We start from the raw sequence: 22,949 nt of genomic DNA, 5'->3' as shown, positions 1-22,949 counted from the left end.
GCCCCGGGCCGGCGCCGGATCGGCGGCGCCGGCGAAATGGCCGGAAATCACCCGCGAACCGTGCCGTGGGCGGCCCTGCCGCCGCCCCGGCTCCTGCCCGCGCTCAGCGCGGCGGCCGCACCGAGGTCACCTGGCGGTGCGCCAGCTCCGCCAGCCGGGCCTGTCCGTCCTTGCCCGGGTGGAACCAGTCCCAGCGGCTCAACTGATCCGCCGCGAAGGGGTACTGGAACACCGCGCCGCCGTCGTAGCGGCACAGTTCGTCCTTCGCGCAGACCTCGCGCAGCACCTCGTTGTACTCGACCACCCGCGCCCGCACCTGCTCGCGCCGGGCCGTCGACCCGGCGATCGCCGACAGCGGGTCGGCCAGCATCGACTGGCAGATGCCCAGCTTCCAGATCTGCCGCACCATCGGGCTGTCCTTGCCCTGCTCCCACAGCCGCTGGAGGTCGGGCACGGAGGACACGTACACCTGGGAATGGGGCGAGGCCGCCCGCAGCCCGGCGAGCGCCTGTTCGAAACCGGCCCGGAAATCGGCGACCGGGGTCATCGACGAAGCCAACGGCCGGCAGGCGTCGTTCGAGCCCACCATCACCGTGACCAGGTCGGGCTTGTGTTCGGCGGCCGAGGCCAGCTGTCCCGGCAGGTCCGCCATCCGCGAGCCGGTCACCGCGTAGTTCCAGCTGTGCGACGGCGCCTGGGCCGCGCCGAGCAGCCGGGTGGCCAGGGAGTCCACCTCCGGGTCGTCGCCGGTGGCCCAGGAGACCTCGGGGCAGTCCGCCAGCACCGAACAGGCATCGAAACCGCGTGTGATGGAGTCACCCACAGCGGCGATCGACGTGGGGGCGGTGTTCCAGCGCGGCGCGGCCCGCGCCCCGCGCTCGCCCCCGGAGCTCGACTCGCCCGAGCTGCACCCCGTCACCGTCCCGGCCAGGACGGCTGCCGCCGCGACCGCTCCCACGAGGGAGCGACGCGCGCGGCGGTACGGCGTGGTGGTGCGCATCGGGTGGGTCCCCTCCTTCGTCGCCCCGCGTCCTTCGGGGGCGTCCTGCTGAGTGAAAGCTCCGCGTTTACCGGGCCTGGAGCGACCGTACGTCACACCAGGACCCCTGGCGCACGGTAGCTTTTTCCCGTGGCGTTTCGGCCGCAGGTCCCGCGACGCAATGTCAGATCATTTCCGCTAAATTACATCACGTCACATACTGTCCGTTTTCTGGAGTTTATTCCCGACCTCGTCCCACACTGGAGGTCCCGGTGACGACACGTGGAGTTCTGTACGTGCATTCCGCACCGCGCGCGCTCTGCCCGCACGTGGAATGGGCTGTTGCGGGGGTGCTCGGGGTGCGGGTGAACCTCGACTGGATCAGGCAGCCCGCCTCCCCCGGCACCTGGAGATCCGAGTTCTCCTGGCAGGCCGAAGCGGGCACCGCCTCGAAGCTCGCCTCCGCGCTGCGCGGCTGGCACCTGCTGCGTTTCGAAGTGACCGCGGAACCCTGCGCCACCGCCGAGGGCGAGCGCTACAGCTCCACCCCGGAGCTCGGCATCTTCCACGCCGTCACCGGAATGCACGGCGACATCCTCATCCCCGAGGACCGGCTGCGCGCCGCCCTGGCCCGCTCGGCGCACGGCGAGAGCGACCTGGAGGCGGAGATCGCCAGGCTGCTCGGCAAGCCCTGGGACGACGAGCTGGAGCCCTTCCGGTACGCGGGCGAGGGCGCCCCGGTCCGCTGGCTCCACCAGGTGGTCTGAGCCGCGCGAAGAGGCCGGCCGCACGACGCGAAGGGGCCCGCCCGGCGACTGCCGGGCGGGCCCCTTCGTACGCAGTGCCGTCGGCTAGACGGTGCGGAACGCCAGCGTGACGTTGTGGCCGCCGAAACCGAACGAGTTGTTGATCGCGGAGATAGGGCCGTCGGCCGGCAGCTTGCGCGGCTCGCCGACGACGATGTCCGCGTCGATGTCGTCGTCCAGCTCGTCGACGTTGATCGTCGCCGGGGCGATCCGGTGGTAGAGCGCGAGCACGGTCGCGACGGTCTCGATGCCGCCCGCGCCGCCCAGCAGGTGGCCGGTCATCGACTTGGTCGCGGAGATCGCGATGTGGTCGAGGTCGTCGCCCAGGACCTTGCGCAGGGCCTTCAGCTCGGCCGTGTCACCCTGCGGGGTGGACGTGGCGTGCGCGTTCAGGTGGACCAGCTCGGCCGGGTCCAGGCCCGTGTTGTCGAGCAGGTTCTGCACGGCGGCAGCGACACCGCGGCCGGTCGGCTCGGGCTGCGCGATGTGGTGGCTGTCCGCGGACAGGCCCTGGCCCAGCACCTCGCAGTAGACCCGGGCGCCGCGCGCGGCGGCGTGCTCGGCGGACTCCAGGATCACGACGCCGGCGCCCTCGCCGAGGACGAAGCCGTCGCGGGCCTTGTCGTACGGACGCGAGGCCTGCTCGGGGTTCTCGTTGTTCTTGGACATCGCCATCATGTTGGCGAACGCGGCGATCGGCAGCGGGTGGATCGCCGCCTCGGTGCCGCCCGCGACGACCACGTCGGCACGGCCGGTACGGATCATCTCGACGGCGTAGCCGATGGCCTCGGCGCCGGACGCGCAGGCGCTGACCGGGGTGTGCACACCCGCGCGGGCGTTGACCTCAAGGCCGACGTTGGCCGAGGGGCCGTTCGGCATGAGCATGGGGACGGTGTGCGGCGAGACGCGGCGCACACCCTTCTCCTTGAGGACGTCGTACTGGTCCAGCAGCGTGGTGACACCACCGATGCCGGAGGCGATGACGGTGCCCAGACGCTCGGGAACGATGGACTCGTCCTCGCCCGCGGGCGCCGTGTAGCCGGCGTCGGCCCAGGCCTCGCGGGCGGCGATGATGGCGAACTGCGCCGAGCGGTCCAGCTTGCGGGCCAGCGGCCGGGGCAGGACCTCGCTCGGGTCGACAGCGACCGGGGCGGCGATGCGAACCGGGAGTTCGGCGAAGCGCTCGCCCTCCAGGGGCTTGACGCCGGAACGGCCGGCAAGCAGACCTTCCCAGGTCGAAGCGCTGTCGCCACCCAGCGGAGTGGTTGCGCCGATACCGGTGACGACCACGGTGCGATTGGTCGGGCTCACAGGAATTCTTTCTCCACGTGTAAGGGGGTGCTGAATTGTCACGGCGCCACCGCCAGGTGGCGACAAACGCTCGTCAGGCTCAGGCCTGGTGCTTCAGGATGTAGTCAGCGGCGTCGCCGACCGTCTTGAGGTTCTTGACGTCCTCGTCGGGGATCTTGACGTCGAAGCGCTCTTCGGCGGCGACGACGACCTCGACCATGGACAGCGAGTCGACGTCCAGGTCGTCCGTGAAGGACTTGTGGATCTCGACGTCCTCGGTGGGGATGCCGGCGATCTCGTTGACGATCTCCGCGAGACCCTCGACGATCTCTTCCTGCGTGGCGGCCATGTGGCGCTCCTTCTGTAGCTAACTGATGGATCGGGGCGGGACGTGTGTCCCGGCCCTAGGGGAGGGTAACGACCGTCGCGGCGTAGACGAGTCCCGCCCCGAAGCCGATGACGAGCGCGGTGTCGCCGCTCTTCGCCGCTCCGGTCGCCAGGAGCCGCTCCATAGCGAGCGGGATCGAGGCGGCCGAGGTGTTGCCGGTGGTCTCGATGTCACGGGCGACCGTGACGTGTTCCGGCAGCTTCAGAGTCTTCACCATCGAATCGATGATCCGCATATTCGCCTGGTGCGGAATGAAGACGTCCAGGTCCTCAGGGGTGATCCCGGCCGCGTCGAGCGCCTGCTGGGCCACCTTGGCCATCTCGAAGACGGCCCAGCGGAAGACCGCCTGACCCTCCTGGGTGATGGCCGGGAACTTCTCGCCGCCGTCCTTGCCGAGGTACTCGTCCCACGGCACGGTCTGCTTGATGGTCTCGGACTTGTCGCCCTCCGAACCCCACACCGTGGGGCCGATGGCCGGAACGTTCGAGGGACCGACGACGACGGCGCCGGCGCCGTCACCGAACAGGAAGGCCGTCGCGCGGTCCTCCAGGTCGGTCAGGTCCGAGAGCCGCTCCACGCCGATGACGAGGACGTACTCGGCGGAACCTTCCACCACCAGACCCTTGGCGAGCGTCAGGCCGTAGCCGAAGCCGGCGCAGCCCGCGGAGATGTCGAACGCGGCGGGCTTGCCCGCGCCGATCCGGTGCGCGATCTCGGTCGCGATCGCCGGGGTCTGCTTGAAGTGCGAGACCGTCGAGACGATCACGGCGCCGACCTGCTCCGGGGCGATCCCGGCGTCGGCGAGCGCCTTGCCCGAGGCCTCCACCGACATCGCCGCGACCGTCTCCTGCGGCGAGGCCCAGTGCCGGGTCGCGATGCCGGAGCGCGAGCGGATCCACTCGTCGGACGAGTCGATCGTCTCCAGGATGACCTCGTTGGGCACCACGCGGGTCGGGCGGTAGCCGCCCACCCCGAGGATGCGGGCGTACGGGGAGCCCTTGGCAGGCTTGATCTTCGACATGCTGTGTGGGCTCCTTCTCTCAGGCCGCGTGCTCGGCGATGAGCGCGGCGGCCTTTTCGAGATCGTCCGGGGTCTTCAGGGCCACGCTCGGTACGCCCTTCAGCGCGCGCTTGGCCAGACCCGTCAGGGTGCCGCCGGGGCAGAGCTCGATGATCCCCGTGACGCCCAGTTCGGCGAACGTCTCCATGCACAGGTCCCAGCGGACCGGGTTCGCGACCTGGCCGACCAGGCGGGCGACGACGTCGGCGCCCGTGGCGACGACGAGGCCGTCCTTGTTCGAGACGTACTTCAGCTCCGGGTCGGCCGGGGTGAGGGCCTGCGCGGCCTTCGCGAGCGTGGCGACCGCGGGAGTCATGTGGTGCGTGTGGAAGGCGCCCGCGACCTTGAGGGCGACGACCTTCATGGAACCCTCGGGCTTCTCGGCCGCCAGAGCGGCGATCTGCTCCATGGTGCCGGCGGCCACGATCTGGCCCGCGCCGTTGATGTTGGCCGGGGTCAGGCCCAGCTTCTCCAGGTGGGCGACGACCACGTCGGTCTCGCCGCCCAGGACCGCGGCCATGCCGGTCTCGGTGACGGCGGAGGCCTCGGCCATCGCGAGCCCGCGCGTCCGTACGAACGACAGCGCCTCGGCCTCGGAGATCACGCCGGCGTACGCGGCGGCGGTGATCTCGCCGACGCTGTGGCCCGCGACGGCACCGAAGGCCGTACGGCCGTTCGCCTGGGTCGTGGCCAGCGCGGAAGCCGACAGGAGCCCCGCGGCGACGAGCAGCGGCTGGGCCACGGCCGTGTCGCGGATCTCGTCCGCGTCGGCCTTCGTGCCGTAGTGGGCAAGATCGAGCTCGATGGCGTCCGACCACGCGCCGACGCGGTCGGCGGCGCCGGGGAGGTCGAGCCAGGGAGTCAAGAAGCCGGGCGTCTGTGCGCCTTGGCCGGGAGCGACGAGTACGAGCACCCTCACACTCTCTCTTGTGGTGGGTCCCCGCCGCCCGTGGGGACAGGGACCAAGAACCGTCGGGGTAATTGTTGATGTCCGACAAAAGTCTAGGACTGAAGATCGCCGTCGGCCAGACGTCCCAGAATCAGGGCGATTCGCAGCGTGAACGCCGAACGGACATCAGAGGGTGACCAGCCGGTGACGTCGGTCACACGTCGGAGCCGGTAGCGCACCGTGTTGGGGTGAACGAACAGCATCCGCGCCGCGCCTTCCAGGCTGCTCGCCTGCTCCAGATAGACGCTCAGCGTCTCCAGCAGCGCCGACCCCGCCTCCTCCAGCGGTCTGTAGATCTCCTCCACCAACTGCTCGCGCGCGGAAGGGTCCGAGGCGATCGCGCGCTCCGGCAGGAGATCGTCCGCCAGGACCGGCCGCGGGGCGTCCTGCCAGGCCGTACAGGCCTTCAGGCCGGCGGCCGCCGCCTGCGCGGACTTGGTCGCGTTCAGCAGGTCCGAGACCACCGGACCCGCCACCACCGCACCGGCCGCGAACGGGCCGATCAGGGACTTCGCGACCTGGAGGGGATTGTCGCTGCCGCCCGCGATCACGACCAGGCGGTCGCCGAGCACCCCCGTCAGGACCTGGAGCTTGTGGTGCCGGGCGGCCCGCCGGATCGCCTCGACCGTCAGCTCGCTGTCCCCGTCCGGGGCCGTGCCGAGCACCACGCACACGTGCTCCGGGGAGTTCCAGCCCAGCGCCGCGGCCCGCGACAGCGCGCCCTCGTCCGCCTCGCCGGACAGCACCGCGTTGACGACGAGGGACTCCAGGCGGGCGTCCCACGCCCCGCGCGCCTCGGCGGCCTGCGCGTACACCTGGGCGGTCGCGAAGGCGATCTCCCGGGCGTACACCAGCAGCGCCTCGCGCAGGATCGACTCGTCGCCCGGGGCCGCCACCTCCTCGATCGCGGTCTCCATGACCTCGATCGTGGTCCGGACCATTTCGACCGTCTGGCGCAGCGTGATCGCCCGGGTCAGCTCGCGCGGAGCCGTCCCGAACACGTCGGTGGAGATCGCCTGCGGGGTCTCGGGATGCCGGAACCACTCCGTGAACGCGGCGATGCCGGCCTGGGCCACCAGGCCGATCCAGGACCGGTTCTCCGGAGGCATCGCCCGGTACCACGGCAGGGTCTCGTCCATCCGCGTGATCGCGTTGGCGGCGAGCCGGCCGGAGGACTTCTCCAGTCGGCGCAGCGTCGCGGCGTGCGGATGGGCGGGATGAGCGGGATGGGTCGCGGGGGACTGCTCACGTTCGGGTTCGGACACGGGACAAGACTGCCTTATCAGGGCGCCGCCGCGGACTCCGGTCTCGCACGCGGGGTCTACCGTGGCCCCCATGATTGATGTACGCCGTGCCGCCGACCGTTACGAGGGCGGGGACCGGGCCGCCGGGATCACCACCCGGCACGCCTTCTCCTTCGGGCAGTTCTACGACCCGGACAACATCCGTTTCGGCCCGCTGCTGGCCTGCAACGAGGAGCGGCTCGCCCCCGGAGCCGGGTTCGACGAGCACCCGCACAGCCAGACCGAGATCGTCACCTGGGTGGTGGAGGGCGAGCTCACCCACAAGGGCAGCACCACCGGCGAGACCTCCGTGGTCCGCCCCGGGGACCTGCAGCGGCTCGGCGCCGGCTCCGGGGCGCGGCATGTGGAGCGCAACGACTCCGCCGAGCCGCTGCGCTTCGTGCAGATGTGGCTCGCGCCGCTGACCTCCGGCGGGGATCCCTCGTACGAACTCGTCCGGGGGATCGGGAACGGCAGGCCGTACGAGGTCCCCGCGGCCGGGGCCGTCCTGCGGGTCCTGCGGCCGGGCGCCGGCGAGCGGATCCCCGTACCGGCGGCGGAGCGGGTCTACCTGCACGTCGTCCGCGGTGACCTGCGGCTCGACGGCGAGGAACTCGGGCCCGGGGACTCGGCGCGGATCACCGGGGAGCCGGACCTGGAGATCGTCGCCGGGTCGCCCGGGGAGCTGCTGCTCTGGGAGCTGCCGTAGCCCGGCGCGGCGCGGGGCGCCGACCTCAGCGGGCGGCGAGCTCGGCGAGGACCGCGTCGGTGAACGGGGGCCAGGCCGCCACGGCCCACGGGCCGAAGGCGCGGTCCGTCAGCGCCACGCAGGCGGCGCGCGCGTCCGGGTCCACCCACAGGAAGGTGCCGGACTGCCCGAAGTGCCCGTAGGTGCGCGGGGAGGACGCGGAGCCCGTCCAGTGCGGGGACTTCCCGTCGCGGATCTCCAGGCCGAGGCCCCAGTCGTTGGGCGCCTGGTGGCCGAAGCCCGGCAGGACGCCCCCCAGGCCCGGCTGGACGACGGTGACGGCCTCGGCGACGGTCCGGACGTCGAGCAGCCGGGGCGCCTGCAGCTCGGCGGCGAACCGGACCAGGTCGCGGACGGTGGAGACGCCGTCCTTGGCGGGCGAGCCGAGGAGGGCGGAGGAGGTCATGCCCAGCGGCTCGAAGACGGCCTGGTGCAGGTAGTCCGCGAAGGGGATCCCGGTGGCCTTGGCGATGTGGTCGCCGAGGACCTCGAAACCGGCGTTGGAGTACAGCCGGCGGGTCCCGGGCGGAGCGGTCGGGCGGTGGTCGTCGAAGGCGAGGCCGCTGGTGTGCGCGAGCAGGTGGCGGACGGTGGAACCCTCCGGTCCGGCGGGCTCGTCCAGCTCGATCGCCCCTTCCTCGTAAGCGACGAGAGCGGCGTACGCGGCGAGCGGCTTGGTGACCGAGGCGAGCGGGAAGCGGTGGTCGACGGGCCCGTGGGAGCCGGCGAGGCTCCCGTCGGCGCGCACGACGGCCGCGGCGGCGGTCGCCGCGGGCCAGCTCTCGATGATCCGCAGGCTGTCCATGGTGTTCACGCTCTCCGTACCCTCGACGCTCTCCATGCGGCCGAGCCTACTTGCCTGGAGTGCACTCCAAGGTTTTAGCGTGGTCGTCATGAGCCTGACGGAGACGCGCTACACGATCAGCGAGGTCGAGGCCCGGACCGGTCTGACCCAGCACACACTGCGCTGGTACGAGCGGATCGGCCTGATGCCGCACGTGGACCGCTCCCATTCGGGGCAGCGGCGGTTCAGCGAACGGGACCTCGACTGGCTGGCCTTCGTGGGCAAACTGCGCACCACCGGGATGTCGGTGGCGGACATGGTCCGGTACGCGGAACTGGTCCGCGCGGGCGAGGGCACCTTCGACGAGCGCCGGGAACTGCTGGAACGCACCCGTCACGAGGTGCGTTCGCGGATCGCGGAGCTGACGGACGCGCTCGCCGTACTGGACTTCAAGATCGGAACGTATGCGATGAGCACGGTCGCGGGGAAGGCGGAGCAGTGAGCGGACACGGAACGTTGGAGCGGGTGGAACTCGGCAGGGGCGGACCGGTCGTCGGCGTCCAGGGCCTGGGATGCATGGGCATGAGCGAGTTCTACGGGGAGACGGACGAGAGCGCCGCCCGCGCGACCCTCGACGCGGCGCTGGCCGCCGGGGTCACGCTCTTCGACACGGCGGACGCCTACGGGCGCGGCGCGAACGAGGAGTTCCTGGCCCCGTTCGTGGCCGCGCACCGGGACGAGATCACCCTCGCCACGAAGTTCGCGCTCGAACGCGGCGACGACCCGCGCCACCGGGGCATCCGCAACGACCCGCCGTACATCCGGCGGGCCGTGGAGGACAGCCTGCGGCGGCTCGGCACCGAGGTGATCGACCTCTACTACATGCACCGGCGCGACCCGGCCGTGCCGCTGGCGGAGTCGGTGGGCGCCATGGCGGAGCTGGTGCGCGAGGGCAAGGTGCGCCACTTGGGGCTCAGTGAGGTCACGGGCGCGGAGCTGCGCGAGGCGTACGCGGTGCACCCGATCGCGGCGCTCCAGTCGGAGTGGTCCCTGTTCAGCCGGGACGTGGAGGACAGCGCGGTGGGCGCGGCGGCCGAACTGGGAGTGGCCTTCGTGCCGTACTCCCCGCTGGGGCGCGGGTTCCTGACCGGCGCGTTCGCCGACGCGGGCAAGGACCTGGAGGCCGGGGACTACCGCAAGGACCAGCCGCGCTTCACCGGGGACAACGCCAGGGCCAACGCGGAACTGCTCGCGCCGGTACGGGAGATCGCGCGGGCCCACGGGGCCAGCCCGGCGCAGATCGCGCTGGCCTGGGTGCACCGGCGGGCTGCGGTGCACGGCCTGACGGTGGTTCCGATCCCGGGCACGCGCAGGCCGGGCCGCGTCGAGGAGAACGCGGCGGCGGCGCGGATCACGCTGAGCGAGGCGGAGCTGGCCCTGCTGGAGCCGATCGCCGCGCGGGTCGCGGGGGACCGCTACCCGGACATGACCTTCACGGCGGTGGCCCGCGAGGAGTGAGCCGGGGCCCGGCCGGCCCCCGTTGTGTTCAGTGCGGGGACGGCGGTGCGGGGAGCAGGCCCCGGGCGGAGGTCAGGCGGCGGCCGCGCGGCAGGGCGGCGAGCACGGCGGCTGCGAGCGGCAGCGACTCGTGGACGGCCCCGTGCCCGGTGCCGAGGACGGCGGCCGCGAGGTCGTGGTCGGCCCGGGTCTCGTGGCCGCCGTCCCGGGGGACCAGGGGCAGCAGCCGCAGGTGGCCGTCGCCCGGTCCCTCGGGGGAGCGCCATTCGACGCCGACGAGTTCGCAGAGCGGGTAACGCTGGTCGCCGGCCTTCCACTTGGTGCCGGTGGCGCCCGTGCGGGACCAGTGGAAGGTGACGGCCGAGCCGTCGAAGCCCACCCGGGCGTCGGAGGCCTTCAGGTTCCGCTGCGGTTCGGGCACGTCCACCAGGAAGCCCGGCGCCGGCTCGGCGGCATCGGGCCCCAACTGCCCCCGAACGGCGTCCGCGAAGGCGTTCGCCAGCGGGTTCCGCTCGCCCGGCAGCACCAGCCGGTACGGGTCGCGGGCCTCGCGAAGCTGCCCGGCGGCGGCCTCCATCAGGGGATCCGCGCCGGGTCTCGGGACGGCACGCAGGATCACCGTGTTCCGCTTGCCGGCGGTCACGGTCACCTCGGACAGCGCTTCGAGGGGGATGCGGCGCGACCCAAGGGCCTGCCAGAGGCGTGGAGTTCGCATCCCCCGTGCGAAGCGGATGAGCACCGAGTCCGAGTCGAACTCCCAGACGGCATGGTTTCCGGCCAGTACGTCACCCATACGGCCCATCGTAAAGGGATCCGCCCCGATGCGTCCTCCTCGACACGAAGCCCGTTCTCCGGACCTCTACACGTGTCAGGCCCCGCCCGTCCCGGAAATTCCGCGGCGGCAGGCATCGTTGCCGGTGGCGCACACGATCGAACCGAACGCGCCGGTTCCGATTTTGGCGAAGTTGTCCAGGGAACCCGTACCTGGCTGGAAGTAGCCGGTGTGGGTCTTGGCTCCGGCCGAGGACAGCAGCCGCGCGCCGAACTCCGGCGCCACCGGGTCCGCCCCGTGGCCCACTCCGCCGAGCTCCATGTGCGGTACGTCCGCGATCCAGTCGCCGGAGTCCCGCATCGCCCACACGCGCGCCGAGGTGTTCAGCTCGGCGGCGTTCTCGACGCGCATGCCCGGGCTGCCGGCCACGACCAGGTCGGTCACCCGGCGCGGCAGGTCGTGCGCGGCGACCCCGCAGACCACCGATCCGTAGCTGTGGCAGAACAGGGCGACGCCGGCGTCCCCGGGCAGGGCGGCCGTCAGCGACTCCAGGCGTTCGGCGCCCTCCACGGCCAGCCGCCCGGTGGCGGCGTCCACGCCGACCCCGGTGGGCGAGGTGTAGCCGGCCCAGGCGATGACGGCGGTCGGGGTGCCCGGCGCGGCCGCGCGCTCCGCCTCGTACAGCGAGCCGGCCATGCCGACCGGCGCGGTGAAGCGGCGCTGCGAGCGCTCGAAGGTGAGCAGGTCGGAATCGACGCCCGGGACGACCACCGAGACCCGGCGGGCCCGGTCGAGGTCGCCGAAGACCTCGGAGACGAGGCCGCCGCCGGTGGGGTCGAAGGAGAGGATCTGGCGGCCGGGCTCCGCGAGCGAGGCGAAGCGGTGGGCGCGCCGCAGGGCCGTGGCGCGGTCGGCGGGGGTCAGCGCGACATCGGCGGCGCGGGCCTCCTCGACCTGCTGGGCCTGTGCGAGGGAGCGCAGGTTGGCCCGGTAGCGGGTGGTGGCGGGGGCCCCGTCGAGGTTGCCCACGACGAGGGGGTAGCCATCGGCGAGCCGGGCTCGCTGGGCTCCGTCGAGACCGGCGAAGAAACGCTTCACCGTACGGACGGGCGCATCGGCCGGGGGCAGCGGGTGACCGTCGATCCGGGCGGCGGCCCAGGAGGCCAGGGCGGCGCGCCGCGGGGCGACACCGGCCTCGGGCCGGTGCACGGCGGTCCAGCCGGTGATCGCCAGCATCACGAACACCACCGCCAGCGCGAGCAGCATGCGCAGGGCGGTGAGGGCCGGGGCGCGGCTGGGCGCGGGGGGGAGTTGGGCGAGGCCGGGCACGTTCACTGGGACCAGCGTAAGAGACCCTTTCGGGCCATGGCGCTCCGCGTGACGGGAGTCACCGCCAGTCGGAGGCCAGGGCCGGGCCGATCTGGTCGAGGTAGGCCTCGGTCATCCGCCGGATGGCGGCCACGCTGGCGTCCTCGCCCTGCCCCCAGAGCCGGCCGGTGACCCTCATCACCCCGGAGAACGCGGCGACCGCGACGCGGGGGCGCGGATCGGCGTCCACGTCCAGGCCCTCGCGGGCGGCGATCAGCAGGGAGATCCGCTCCTCCAGCTCGGTGGAGCGGCGCAGGTGGACGGCGAGCAGGGCCGGGGTCGACTCGATGAGCCGGTAGGTGCGCATGTAGAGGTCGACGGGGACCACCTCGGCGATCGCCTCGCCGATGGTGTCCCAGGACGCGAGCACCGCGTTCCGCATGGCCTCCAGCGGCCCCTCGGCGCCCGGCCGGGCCCGCAGCGCCGCCACGAAGTGCGACTCCACCAGGTCCTGGACGGCGAAGGCGACCTCCTCCTTGTTCGCGAAGTAGCGGAAGAAGGTGCGCTGGGACACGTCCACGGCGTCGGTGATCTCGTCGACGGTCGTCTTCTCGTAGCCCTGCGAGACGAACAGCAGGAGAGCGGCGCGCAGCAGCGCGTCACGGGTGCGCCGCTTCTTGCGCTCGCGCAGCCCGGCCGCCGGCGCAGCCGGTGCGGGCCGCTGGTCGGTCATCACCGCGAGGTCCCCTTTGACGCTGAATTCTGACGCTGGGTAAGCGCTGGGCAAGCGGTCAGGGTACCTGTGACCGACGTGACAGCAGCTGTCCCGTTAAGCCGTTTGTGAAGTGTCAGCGGCTGTCACTAGCCTGTTCGCATGACTAGTCAGACCACCGTCGGCAGCACGTCGCTCAGCAAGGAATCAGGCCCGGCGCCGGCGCCGGCCTCCGGGCTGCGTGGCCATCCGTGGCTGACCCTCTTCGCCGTGGCGATCGGCGTCATGATGGTCACCCTCGACGGCACGATCGTCGCCGTCGCCAACCCGGCGATCCAAAAGGACCTCGGCGCCTCCCTCGCCGACGTCCAGTGGATCACCAACGGCTACCTCCTCGCCCTCGCGGTCTCCCTGATCACCGCAGGCAAGCTCGGCGACCGCTTCGGGCACCGCCAGACCTTCCTCATCGGCATCGCCGGCTTCGCCGCCTCCTCCGCCGCCATCGGCATCTCCGGCAGCGTCGAGCTCGTCATCGGCTTCCGCGTCGCGCAGGGCCTCTTCGGCGCGCTGCTGATGCCCGCCGCCCTCGGCCTGCTGCGCGCCACCTTCCCCGCCGAGAAGCTCAACATGGCCATCGGCATCTGGGGCATGGTCATCGGCGCCTCGACCGCCGCCGGGCCGATCGTCGGCGGCCTGCTCGTCGAGCACGTCAGCTGGCAGTCCGTCTTCTTCATCAACGTGCCCGTCGGTGTCATCGCGCTCGTCTTCGGCCTGGTGATCCTCGTCGACCACCGCGCCGAGAACGCCCCGCGCTCCTTCGACATCCTCGGCGTCCTCCTGCTGTCCGGGGCGATGTTCTCCCTGATCTGGGCGCTCATCAAGGCCGCCGAATGGGGCTGGGGCGACTCCAGGACGGTGCTCTTCCTCGCCCTGTCCGTGCTGTGCTTCGCGCTCTTCGCTTTCTGGGAGACCCGCGTCGGCGAACCCCTGATCCCGCTCGGCATGTTCCGCTCGCTGCCGCTGTCCGCGGGCACCGTGCTGATGGTGCTGATGGCCTTCGCGTTCATGGGCGGGCTGTTCTTCGTCACCTTCTACCTGCAGAACGTGCACGGGATGAGCCCCGTCGACAGCGGCCTGCACCTGCTGCCGCTCACCGGCATGATGATCGTCGGCTCGCCGCTGGCCGGCGCCGCGATCACCAAGGTCGGCCCGCGCGTCCCGCTCGTCGCGGGCATGGTCGCCACCGCCGTCGCCTGCTTCGGGATGGCCCGGCTGACCGCGGGCACCGGCACCCTCACCATGTCGCTCTGGTTCGCGCTGCTCGGTCTCGGGCTCGCGCCCGTCATGGTCGGGGCCACCGAGGTCATCGTCGGCAACGCCCCGCTGGAGCTGTCCGGGGTGGCCGGCGGTCTCCAGCAGGCCGCCATGCAGGTCGGCGGCAGCCTGGGCACCGCCGTCCTCGGCGCGGTCATGGCCGGCACGGTCAGCGACTCGTTCGGGGACAACTGGGCCGGGGCCGGGCTGCCCCCGCTCACCCCGGAGCAGGCGGAACTCGCCGAGAAGGGCGTCCAGGTCGGCATCGCGCCGGTGCCGCCGCAGGCCCCCGAGCCCGTGGTCCGCGCCATCACCGGAGTCGCGCACGACACGTTCGTGTCCGGCATGAGCACCGCCTTCACCGTCGCCGGCGTGGTCGCGGTGCTCGCCGCGATCGTGGCCTGCTTCACCAAGCGCGGGGAGCACGCGGCCGCCGGGGCGGGCGCGGCCCACATCTGAGCCGCCCGCTCCGCACCGCCGCCACGGAGGCGTCAACTCCGTACGGACGACAGCCCCGCCGGATGGTTCCGACGGGGCTGTCGCCTATCCGGGTGGACCCGCCCGCACCCCCTTCCGCCCGCCCGTCTGCACAGGTCAGCGTGGTGGCGACGGAGCTCCGGAACGGTCCGGGGCCCCTTTCGTCCACAAGGAGTTGACCCGTCATGCGTACGTGGAGCACCACTTTCGCCGCCGCCACCGTCCTGGCCGGCACCGTCCTGATCCCGAGCTCGGCCGGCTCCGCCCACGCGGCGGAGCACGCGAAGGGACACGCGGCGGAGCACGCGGCGGGACCCGGGGCGCAGCGCGCCACCGTCCGGGCCGGGGGCCACGCCTCCGGCCCGCCGACGCCGACGCCAGGGGCCTGCGCCAGCGGGCAGCTGTGCCTGTGGGGCAAGCCCGACTTCAAGGGGGCCAAGCGCACCCACGAACTCAGCACCCTCGACATCAACAGCTGCACGGCGCTGCCCGCCGGCACCACCGCCCAGTCCCTCGTCAACCGCACCGGCAGGCCCGTGACCACCTACCAATCGGCGGAGTGCGCCGAGACCGGCGAGTTCCAGACCTACCCGGGCGACGGGGTCTGGCTGCCCCAGTCCCCCTATCAGGTAAGGGCGTTCAAGGTGTGGGAGCGCTAGCCGCCGCCACCGAGGGCAGACCCTGACCATCCGTATCCGTATCCGTACCCCGGTCCCGGTCCTGCGGCGCCCCGGCGCGGTCCTCCCGCGCCGGAGCGCCGGCCGGGCCGGGCGCGGACCCCGCCGCGCCGCGCAGCAGGGCCACCTCGGCGCGCAGCGCCCGTACCTCCTCGGTCAGCTCCGTGATCGCGGCGGTCTGCGCCTGCTCCACCCGGTCGTCGCGCTCGAAGCGGGAGATGAACCAGGCCGCGATGTTCGCGGTCACCACACCGAGCAGGGCGATCCCCGACAGCATCAGGCCCACCGCCAGCACCCGGCCCAGCCCGGTGGTGGGGGAGTGGTCGCCGTACCCGACGGTCGTCATCGTGGTGAACGACCACCACACCGCGTCGCCCAGGTTCTTGATGTTCCCGTTCGGGGCGTCCCGCTCCACGCTCAGCACCGCCAGGGAGCCGAACATCAGCAGCCCCACCACCGCCCCGGCGACATAGGTCGTCAGCCGGATCTGCGGGGCCATCCGGGCCCGCCGGCCCACCAGCATCAACGTGGCGACCAGCCGCAGCAGCCGCAGCGGCTGGACCAGGGGCAGCACCACGGCCGCCAGGTCCAGCCAGTGCGTCCGCACGAACACCCTGCGGTCCCCCGCCAGGCACAGCCGGACCAGGTAGTCGACGGCGAAGGCCGCCCACACCACCCACTCCGCGTGGGTGCACGCCCGCTGCACCGCCCGGCTCGCGTCGGGAGCGACGATCGGCACGGCGTAGGCGACGGCGAAAGCCGCGGCGAGCACCAGCAGGGGAGCCTGCGTACGGCGCTCCCACCGCGACTTGCGGGAGGGTTCCTTCATGCGAAGCATCGTAAAGAACGCGTAAGGGGCGCTGGGACAGGTGTCCCGGCGCCCCTCACACGACCGTGAGAACTACCGGCTACGCGTCCCCGCCCGCCGCGCCCGGATCGGCCGCGGCCACGTCCAGCAGCTGGTAGCGGTCCACCGCCTGCTTCAGCGCCGAGCGGTCGATCCGGCCGTCGCGGGCCAGCTCCGTCAGCACCGCCAGGACGATCGACTGCGCGTCGATGTGGAAGAACCGGCGGGCCGCGCCGCGGGTGTCGGCGAAGCCGAAGCCGTCCGCGCCCAGGGAGGTGTAGCGGCCCGGCACCCAGCGCGAGATCTGGTCCGGAACGGACCGCATCCAGTCCGAGATCGCGACGAACGGCCCCTCCGCGCCCGACAGCTTCCGCGTCACGTACGGAACGCGCTGCTCCTCCTCCGGGTGGAGCAGGTTGTGCTCCTCCACCTCCACGGCCTCGCGGCGCAGCTCGTTCCAGGAGGTCGCCGACCAGACGTCCGCCCGTACGTTCCAGTCCGCGGCCAGGATCCGCTGCGCCTCCAGCGCCCACGGCACCGCCACGCCCGAGGCCATGATCTGCGCCCCGATGGCGCCGGAGGAGCCCTGCGACACCCGGTGGATGCCCTGGAGGATGCCGTCCACGTCGACGTCCGCCGGCTCGGCCGGGTGCTGGATGGGCTCGTTGTAGACCGTCAGGTAGTAGAAGACGTCCTCGGCGTCCGGCCCGTACATGCGCCGCAGGCCGTCCTTGACGATGTGCGCGATCTCGTACCCGTACGCCGGGTCGTAGGCGACGCAGCCCGGGTTCGTCGAGGCCAGCAGCTGGGAGTGACCGTCGGCGTGCTGGAGGCCCTCACCCGTCAGGGTGGTCCGGCCGGCGGTCGCCCCGAGGACGAAACCGCGCGCCAGCTGGTCGGCCATCTGCCAGAACTGGTCACCGGTGCGCTGGAAACCGAACATCGAGTAGAAGACGTACACCGGGATCAGCGGCTCGCCGTGCGTCGCGTACGCCGAACCCGCCGCGATCAGCGAGGCCGTGCAGCCCGCCTCCGAGATGCCGTCGTGCAGCATCTGGCCGGTCGGGGACTCCTTGTACGCGAGCAGCAGCTCGCGGTCGACCGCCTCGTACTGCTGGCCCAGCGGGTTGTAGATCTTGGCGCTCGGGAAGAAGGCGTCCATGCCGAAGGTGCGGTACTCGTCCGGCGCGATCAGCACGAAGCGCCTGCCGATCTCCTTGTCCCGCATCAGGTCCTTCAGGATGCGGACGAAGGCCATCGTGGTCGCGATCGACTGCTGGCCGGAGCCCTTGCGGGCCGCCGCGTACGTGCTGTCGCCGGGCAGCTGGAGCGGCTTGGCGCGCACCACGCGGGTCGGCACGTAGCCGCCGTGCGCGCTGCGCTGGTCGTGCATGTACTGGATCTCCGGGGAGTTGCGGCCCGGGTGGTAGTACGGCGGGGCGCCGTTCTCCAGCTGCGCGTCCGTGATCGGGATGTGCAGGCGGTCGCGGAAGCGCTTGAGGTCGTCGACCGTCAGCTTCTTCATCTGGTGCGTCGCGTTGCGGCCCTCGAAGTTCGGGCCGAGCGTCCAGCCCTTGACCGTCTGCGCGAGGATCACCGTCGGCTGGCCCTTGTGGGCCTTGGCCGCCGCGTACGCCGCGTAGACCTTCTTGTGGTCGTGGCCGCCGCGGCCCAGGTGCTGGATCTGGCGGTCGGACATGTTCTCGACCATCGCGCGCAGCCGCTGGTCGCCGCCGAAGAAGTGCTCACGGATGTACGCGCCCGACTCGGTGGCGTACGTCTGGAACTGCCCGTCGGGGGTGGAGTTCATCTTGTTGACCAGGATGCCGTCCCGGTCCTGGGCCAGCAGCGGGTCCCAGGAGCGGTCCCAGATCAGCTTGATGACGTTCCAGCCGGCACCCCGGAAGATCGACTCCAGCTCCTGGATGATCTTGCCGTTGCCGCGCACCGGGCCGTCGAGGCGCTGCAGGTTGCAGTTGACGACGAAGGTCAGGTTGTCCAGGCCCTCGCGGGCGGCGATCGACAGCTGCCCCAGCGACTCCGGCTCGTCCATCTCGCCGTCGCCGAGATACGCCCAAACGTGGGACTTGGAGGTGTCCGCGATCCCGCGCGCCTCCATGTACCGGTTCATCCGGGCCTGGTAGATCGCGCCGAGCGGGCCGAGGCCCATCGAGACGGTCGGGAACTCCCAGAAGTCCGGCATCAGCCGCGGGTGCGGGTAGCTGGAGAGGCCGTACGGGGCCTTCGACTTCTCCTGGCGGAACGCGTCGAGCTGCTGCTCGGAGAGCCGGTCCAGGAGGTAGGCGCGGGCGTAGATGCCGGGCGAGGCGTGCCCCTGGAAGAAGATCTGGTCGCCGCCGTCGCCCTCGTCCTTGCCCCGGAAGAAGTGGTTGAAGCCCACGTCGTAGAGGGAGGCCGAGGAGGCGAAGGTCGCGATGTGGCCGCCGACGCCGATCCCGGGACGCTGGGCGCGCGAGACCATCACGGCCGCGTTCCACCGGGTGGCGTTCAGGACCTTGCGCTCGATCTCCTCGTTGCCGGGGAAGAAGGGCTCGTCCTTGGTGGCGATCGTGTTGACGTAGTCCGAGCTGCGCATCTCGGGCACGGCCACGCGCCTCTCGCGGGCGCGCTCGATCAGGCGCAACATCAGATAGCGGGCCCGTTCACGGCCTCGCTCGTCGACGGCCGCGTCCAGGGAGTCGAGCCACTCCTGCGTCTCCTCCGGATCGAAGTCCGGGACCTGGCTCGGAAGGCCGCCAATGATGATCGGATTGCGATCGGATGCGGAAGCCACGCTGTTCCTTCGCTGTCGGGGGAGTCGCGCCTTGGGGTCGCCGCCTCCCATGGTCGTACTCTCGGCGGGAATCTTCATCTTTACCCCCGGGTAACCCTTGGAACTTCCGGGTTGTCGGGGGTGGCGTCCGGAAGCGGGCGGCTTCGCGGCAGGGAGCGAGTCCGGCCGAACCACAACCTTACGCTTCAAGTCGATCAGTCCGTTCGCAAGGGTGTTCGTCCCTCAAACAGGTAGGAAAGCCGTTCGGGGCCGCCGATGATGTCGAATGAGCTGGAATGGTGTGGGATGAATCACCAGAGGTGCATACGGGGAGGCTGAAAGTTGCGGCGAGACGGCCGCAATCGTCACCGTTTCGACGGTCTCGGCGGCCGGGTACTTGCGCGATCCGCCGCGCCCGTGTGGACTACGCCCAATGCTGCGCGTACGCGCGCCGCCGAAAGACATTCACCGAACATGAGCAGGAGGCACCCCGTGAGCGCGACCGCGGACCACGCGGAGAGCCTGGCCGCCCGGCTGGGTTTCCAGTCCGAACAGGTGGTCCAGGAGATCGGCTACGACGACGACGTCGATCAGGAATTCCGTGACGCCGTCGAGAAGCTCGTCAGCGAGCTCGCCGACGAGGACTACGACGACGTCGCCGACGCGGTGCTGTTGTGGTTCCGCGACGAGGACGGCGATCTGACGGACGCCCTGGTCGATGCGACCGAGCTGGTCGAGGACGGCGCACTGATCCTGCTGCTGACCCCCAAGACGGGCCGTGACGGCTACGTCGAGGCCAGCGACATCAGCGAGGCGGCCGAAACGGCCGGCCTCTCTCTTGCCAAGGGCCTGCCCGTCGGCAAGGAGTGGACCTCCACCAAGCTGGTGACGCCGAAGGCAGCCAAGGCCAAGCGCTGAGCCGCGCCCCGCAGCCAAGCAGACACGCACCCCGTCGACCGGACTCCACCTCCGGTCGGCGGGGTGCGTGCGTCCCGCCGCCGCGGCGCGCCTAGGCTGGCCACCGGAACCCGGCTGTCACCCGAACAGCCCAACGCGGACGTGCAGGAACGAAGGGATGCGAGAGATGGCGATCGAGGTCGGCGACAAGGCCCCGGACTTCGTGCTCAAGGACAACCACGGCGCCACCGTGCGGCTCTCCGACTTCCGGGGGGAGAAGGCCGTCGTGCTGCTCTTCTACCCGTTCGCCTTCACCGGCGTCTGCACCGGGGAGCTGTGCGAGCTGCGCGACCAGCTGCCCCGCTTCCAGAACGACGAGGTCCAGCTCCTCGCGGTCTCCAACGACTCCGTGCCGACCCTGCGGGTCTTCGGTGAGCAGGAGCAGCTCGAATACCCGCTGCTGTCGGACTTCTGGCCGCACGGGGAGACCTCCCGCGCGTACGGCGTCTTCGACGAGGAGAAGGGCTGCGCGGTGCGCGGCACCTTCATCATCGACAAGGAGGGCGTCGTGCGCTGGACGGTCGTCAACGGGCTGCCCGACGCGCGTGACCTGAACGAGTACATCAAGGCGCTCGACAGCCTCTGACCCGTACGGGTCCGCAGGAACCCGTGCGGGAATCCGTACGGGGATCCGCGCGAGGGCCCGTACGGGGTTCGGTACGAGGTTCGGTACGAAAACCGCTTACGGGCGGGAACCCGTCACTAGGATCGAAACGTTGATCCGTAGAAACCGCACGACGGGGCCCCGCCCCACACACATACCTCTGGAGGACCCGTGGGAGTCAGCCTCAGCAAGGGCGGCAACGTCTCGCTGACCAAGGCCGCGCCTAACCTGACGGCGGTCATCGTCGGTCTGGGCTGGGACGCTCGCACCACCACCGGTGTCGACTTCGACCTCGACGCCAGCGCGATCCTGACCAACGACCAGGGCAAGGTCGCCAGCGACGCGAACTTCGTGTTCTTCAACAACCTGAAGAGCCCGGACGGCTCGGTCGAGCACACCGGTGACAACACCACCGGCGAGGGCGAGGGCGACGACGAGGCGATCAAGGTCAACCTCGCCGGCGTCCCGGCCGATGTCGCCAAGATCGTCTTCCCGGTCTCGATCTACGAGGCCGAGAGCCGCCAGCAGAGCTTCGGCCAGGTCCGCAACGCGTACATCCGCGTCGTGAACCAGGCCGACAACACCGAGCTCGCCCGCTACGACCTCTCCGAGGACGCCTCGACCGAGACCGCCATGGTCTTCGGCGAGCTCTACCGCAACGGCGCGGAGTGGAAGTTCCGCGCCATCGGCCAGGGTTACGCCTCCGGCCTGCGCGGGATCGCGCAGGACTTCGGCGTCAACGTCTGAGTCCGCATCGCGGCCCGAGTCTCAGGGCAGTCCCTTCGTCCGGCGCCGTGCACTGTGTGTACGGCGCCGGACTGGGTTTACCGCGGCCGTTCCGCGGGTTTCACCACAGCAGGGCCGCGAACGTCGTGCCGCGGCCCCCACGCCGTCCGGGGAGGACCACATCATGGGCGTCACACTCGCCAAGGGGGGCAATGTCTCCCTCTCCAAGGCCGCACCGAACCTGACCCGGGTCCTCGTCGGGCTCGGATGGGACGCGCGCTCGACCACGGGGGCCGACTTCGACCTCGACGCCAGTGCGCTGCTGTGCAACAGCGGCCGGGTGCTCGGGGACGAGTACTTCGTCTTCTACAACAACCTCAAGAGCCCCGAGGGCTCCGTCGAACACACGGGGGACAACCTCACCGGCGAGGGTGAAGGCGACGACGAGTCGATCATCATCGACCTCACCAAGGTGCCGGACCGCGTGGACAAGATCGTCTTCCCGGTCTCGATCCACGAGGCGGAGGCCCGCCGGCAGAGCTTCGGCCAGGTCAGCAACGCCTTCATCCGCGTGGTGAACGAGGCGGACGGACAGGAACTCGCCCGCTACGACCTGACCGAGGACGCCTCCAGCGAGACCGCGATGATCTTCGGCGAGGTTTACCGGTACGGCGGCGAATGGAAGTTCCGGGCCGTGGGGCAGGGGTACGCGTCGGGCCTCCGGGGCATCGCTCTAGACTTCGGGGTCAACGTTTCGTAAAGCCGTACAACGATGGGGTGCCAGTGGTTCTGAAAACCTTCGGCTGGTCGTTCGCAGTCACTGCGCTCGGTCTGGTCGCAGCGGTGTTCTACGGGGGATGGACCGCTTTCGGGATCGTCGCGATCCTGTCCGTCCTGGAGATCTCGCTGTCCTTCGACAACGCGGTGGTCAATGCCGGAATCCTGAAGAAGATGAATGCCTTCTGGCAGAAGATCTTCCTCACGGTCGGTGTGCTCATCGCGGTCTTCGGCATGCGACTGGTCTTCCCCGTCGTCATCGTCGCGATCAGCGCCAAGATCGGGCCCATTGAGGCCGTCGATCTGGCCTTGAACGACAAGAACATGTATGAGCAGCTGGTCACGGACGCTCACCCGTCCATTGCCGCCTTCGGCGGAATGTTCCTTCTCATGATCTTCCTCGACTTCATCTTCGAGGACCGCGACATCAAGTGGCTCGCCTGGCTGGAGCGTCCGCTGGCCAAGCTGGGCAAGATCGACATGCTGTCGGCGTGCATCGCGCTGATCGTTCTGGTCATCACCTCGATGACCTTCGCGGCCAACGCGCACCAGCACGGCGGCGTGCACGTGGACAAGGCGCAGACGGTCCTCGTCTCCGGCATCCTCGGCCTGATCACCTACATGGTGGTCGGCGGCCTCTCCGGCTACTTCGAGAACAAGCTGGAGGAAGAGGAGGAAGCCGAGCACGAGGCCGAGGAGGAGGCCAAGAAGACCGGCAAGCCCGTCTCGGCCGTGGCCATGGCCGGCAAGGCCGCGTTCTTCATGTTCCTCTACCTCGAAGTCCTCGACGCCTCCTTCTCCTTCGACGGGGTCATCGGCGCCTTCGCCATCACCAACGACATCGTGCTCATGGCCCTCGGCCTCGGCATCGGTGCCATGTACGTCCGGTCGCTGACGGTCTACCTGGTCCGCCAGGGCACCCTCGACGACTACGTCTACCTGGAGCACGGCGCGCACTACGCCATCGGCGCGCTCGCCCTGATCCTGCTCGTCACCATCCAGTACGAGATCAACGAGGTCATCACCGGCCTCGTCGGCGTCGTGCTGATCGGATGGTCCTTCTGGTCCTCCGTGCGCCGCAACAAGCGCCTGGAGCTGGAGGGATCCCCCGTGGAGGCATGACCGCGGCGGTAATGCGGAACGCTCCAGAGCGGGGCGGTCCGCGGGGTCTGCGGACCCTGCGGACCGCCCCGCTCTTTC

General features: G+C 70.9%; 23 protein-coding genes. 11 read left to right on the top strand and 12 right to left on the bottom strand.

The window, feature by feature from the left end:
• Positions 1-103: 103 nt before the first annotated feature.
• The gene (locus EES41_RS12750; protein ID WP_123078146.1) at positions 104-1,000 is read right to left on the bottom strand and encodes an SGNH/GDSL hydrolase family protein; all 897 of its coding nucleotides are present in this window, start codon (positions 998-1,000) and stop codon (positions 104-106) included.
• Between the two features lie 251 nt (positions 1,001-1,251).
• Between EES41_RS12750 and EES41_RS12745 the strand changes: the two genes are divergently transcribed.
• Positions 1,252-1,746 (top strand): DUF3145 domain-containing protein, encoded by a 495-nt coding sequence (locus EES41_RS12745; RefSeq protein ID WP_008739150.1) that lies wholly within the window; start codon positions 1,252-1,254, stop codon positions 1,744-1,746.
• Between the two features lie 84 nt (positions 1,747-1,830).
• Here EES41_RS12745 and fabF read toward each other — a convergent pair whose 3' ends face one another.
• The 5 genes from fabF to EES41_RS12720 all read right to left on the bottom strand — a co-directional run bounded on the left by fabF (position 1,831) and on the right by EES41_RS12720 (position 6,737).
• The gene (gene fabF / locus EES41_RS12740) at positions 1,831-3,096 is read right to left on the bottom strand and encodes a beta-ketoacyl-ACP synthase II (protein WP_008739149.1); all 1,266 of its coding nucleotides are present in this window, start codon (positions 3,094-3,096) and stop codon (positions 1,831-1,833) included.
• A gap of 79 nt (positions 3,097-3,175) precedes the next feature.
• Positions 3,176-3,424 (bottom strand): acyl carrier protein, encoded by a 249-nt coding sequence (locus tag EES41_RS12735; protein ID WP_008739148.1) that lies wholly within the window; start codon positions 3,422-3,424, stop codon positions 3,176-3,178.
• Positions 3,425-3,479: 55 nt separating this feature from the next.
• Positions 3,480-4,484 (bottom strand): ketoacyl-ACP synthase III, encoded by a 1,005-nt coding sequence (locus tag EES41_RS12730; RefSeq protein WP_008739147.1) that lies wholly within the window; start codon positions 4,482-4,484, stop codon positions 3,480-3,482.
• A 19-nt stretch (positions 4,485-4,503) separates the two neighbouring features.
• Positions 4,504-5,436 (bottom strand): ACP S-malonyltransferase, encoded by a 933-nt coding sequence (locus tag EES41_RS12725; RefSeq protein WP_123078144.1) that lies wholly within the window; start codon positions 5,434-5,436, stop codon positions 4,504-4,506.
• A gap of 89 nt (positions 5,437-5,525) precedes the next feature.
• Positions 5,526-6,737 carry a CdaR family transcriptional regulator gene (locus tag EES41_RS12720; RefSeq protein WP_123078142.1) on the bottom strand — a complete coding sequence of 404 codons (1,212 nt, stop codon included), beginning with the start codon at positions 6,735-6,737 and terminating at the stop codon, positions 5,526-5,528.
• Between the two features lie 70 nt (positions 6,738-6,807).
• On the opposite strand from EES41_RS12720, the gene EES41_RS12715 reads away from it, so the two are divergent.
• Positions 6,808-7,464, top strand: coding sequence for a pirin family protein (locus EES41_RS12715; RefSeq protein WP_123078140.1), 657 nt, complete (start codon positions 6,808-6,810; stop codon positions 7,462-7,464).
• A 25-nt stretch (positions 7,465-7,489) separates the two neighbouring features.
• Here the strand turns inward: EES41_RS12715 and EES41_RS12710 are convergent, their stop codons facing one another.
• On the bottom strand, positions 7,490-8,308 hold the full coding sequence (locus EES41_RS12710; RefSeq protein WP_174261807.1) for a serine hydrolase: 819 nt from the start codon (positions 8,306-8,308) through the stop codon (positions 7,490-7,492).
• An 88-nt stretch (positions 8,309-8,396) separates the two neighbouring features.
• Between EES41_RS12710 and EES41_RS12705 the strand changes: the two genes are divergently transcribed.
• Positions 8,397-8,789: a MerR family transcriptional regulator gene (locus tag EES41_RS12705; RefSeq protein WP_229895423.1), complete on the top strand. Its 393-nt coding sequence runs from the start codon at positions 8,397-8,399 to the stop codon at positions 8,787-8,789.
• Positions 8,786-9,805 carry an aldo/keto reductase gene (locus EES41_RS12700; RefSeq protein ID WP_123078136.1) on the top strand — a complete coding sequence of 340 codons (1,020 nt, stop codon included), beginning with the start codon at positions 8,786-8,788 and terminating at the stop codon, positions 9,803-9,805. Before EES41_RS12705 ends, EES41_RS12700 begins: the two co-directional genes overlap by 4 nt.
• Before the next feature lie 28 nt (positions 9,806-9,833).
• Here EES41_RS12700 and EES41_RS12695 read toward each other — a convergent pair whose 3' ends face one another.
• From EES41_RS12695 to EES41_RS12685, 3 genes are all read right to left on the bottom strand, one after another.
• Complete coding sequence (locus tag EES41_RS12695) at positions 9,834-10,598, bottom strand: DUF4429 domain-containing protein (protein ID WP_250568810.1); 765 nt, start codon at positions 10,596-10,598, stop codon at positions 9,834-9,836.
• A gap of 75 nt (positions 10,599-10,673) precedes the next feature.
• Positions 10,674-11,843: an alpha/beta hydrolase gene (locus EES41_RS12690; RefSeq protein WP_123082420.1), complete on the bottom strand. Its 1,170-nt coding sequence runs from the start codon at positions 11,841-11,843 to the stop codon at positions 10,674-10,676.
• A 121-nt stretch (positions 11,844-11,964) separates the two neighbouring features.
• Positions 11,965-12,618 carry a TetR/AcrR family transcriptional regulator gene (locus EES41_RS12685; RefSeq protein ID WP_123078132.1) on the bottom strand — a complete coding sequence of 218 codons (654 nt, stop codon included), beginning with the start codon at positions 12,616-12,618 and terminating at the stop codon, positions 11,965-11,967.
• A gap of 141 nt (positions 12,619-12,759) precedes the next feature.
• Between EES41_RS12685 and EES41_RS12680 the strand changes: the two genes are divergently transcribed.
• On the top strand, positions 12,760-14,370 hold the full coding sequence (locus tag EES41_RS12680; protein ID WP_123078130.1) for an MFS transporter: 1,611 nt from the start codon (positions 12,760-12,762) through the stop codon (positions 14,368-14,370).
• A 203-nt stretch (positions 14,371-14,573) separates the two neighbouring features.
• Positions 14,574-15,047 (top strand): peptidase inhibitor family I36 protein, encoded by a 474-nt coding sequence (locus EES41_RS12675; RefSeq protein WP_123078128.1) that lies wholly within the window; start codon positions 14,574-14,576, stop codon positions 15,045-15,047.
• Here the strand turns inward: EES41_RS12675 and EES41_RS12670 are convergent.
• Together EES41_RS12670 and aceE are read right to left on the bottom strand one after the other, a co-directional pair.
• Positions 15,028-15,894, bottom strand: coding sequence for a potassium channel family protein (locus EES41_RS12670; RefSeq protein WP_123078126.1), 867 nt, complete (start codon positions 15,892-15,894; stop codon positions 15,028-15,030). The two genes, EES41_RS12675 and EES41_RS12670, sit on opposite strands and share 20 nt — an antisense overlap.
• Positions 15,895-15,973: 79 nt before the next feature.
• Positions 15,974-18,706, bottom strand: a complete 2,733-nt coding sequence (gene aceE / locus EES41_RS12665) for a pyruvate dehydrogenase (acetyl-transferring), homodimeric type (RefSeq protein ID WP_123078124.1) — start codon at positions 18,704-18,706, stop codon at positions 15,974-15,976.
• A 471-nt stretch (positions 18,707-19,177) separates the two neighbouring features.
• Between aceE and EES41_RS12655 the strand changes: the two genes are divergently transcribed.
• The 5 genes from EES41_RS12655 (at position 19,178) to EES41_RS12635 (ending at position 22,871) form a co-directional block, all read left to right on the top strand.
• A complete protein-coding gene (locus EES41_RS12655; protein ID WP_030009300.1) occupies positions 19,178-19,603 on the top strand; it encodes a DUF3052 domain-containing protein in 426 nt (141 codons plus the stop codon).
• A gap of 166 nt (positions 19,604-19,769) precedes the next feature.
• Positions 19,770-20,228 carry a peroxiredoxin gene (locus EES41_RS12650; protein WP_073773609.1) on the top strand — a complete coding sequence of 153 codons (459 nt, stop codon included), beginning with the start codon at positions 19,770-19,772 and terminating at the stop codon, positions 20,226-20,228.
• A gap of 189 nt (positions 20,229-20,417) precedes the next feature.
• Positions 20,418-20,993 (top strand): TerD family protein, encoded by a 576-nt coding sequence (locus EES41_RS12645; protein ID WP_008739115.1) that lies wholly within the window; start codon positions 20,418-20,420, stop codon positions 20,991-20,993.
• Between the two features lie 163 nt (positions 20,994-21,156).
• Positions 21,157-21,732, top strand: coding sequence for a TerD family protein (locus EES41_RS12640; RefSeq protein ID WP_008739114.1), 576 nt, complete (start codon positions 21,157-21,159; stop codon positions 21,730-21,732).
• A 23-nt stretch (positions 21,733-21,755) separates the two neighbouring features.
• Positions 21,756-22,871 carry a DUF475 domain-containing protein gene (locus tag EES41_RS12635; protein ID WP_123078122.1) on the top strand — a complete coding sequence of 372 codons (1,116 nt, stop codon included), beginning with the start codon at positions 21,756-21,758 and terminating at the stop codon, positions 22,869-22,871.
• The last annotated feature ends 78 nt before the right edge of the window (positions 22,872-22,949 follow it).

The sequence above is a fragment of the Streptomyces sp. ADI95-16 genome, assembly GCF_003721495.1.
Lineage (GTDB): Bacteria > Actinomycetota > Actinomycetes > Streptomycetales > Streptomycetaceae > Streptomyces > Streptomyces goshikiensis.
Note: the sequence above shows the minus strand (reverse complement) of the source record. Positions and strands in the feature narration are given on the sequence as shown.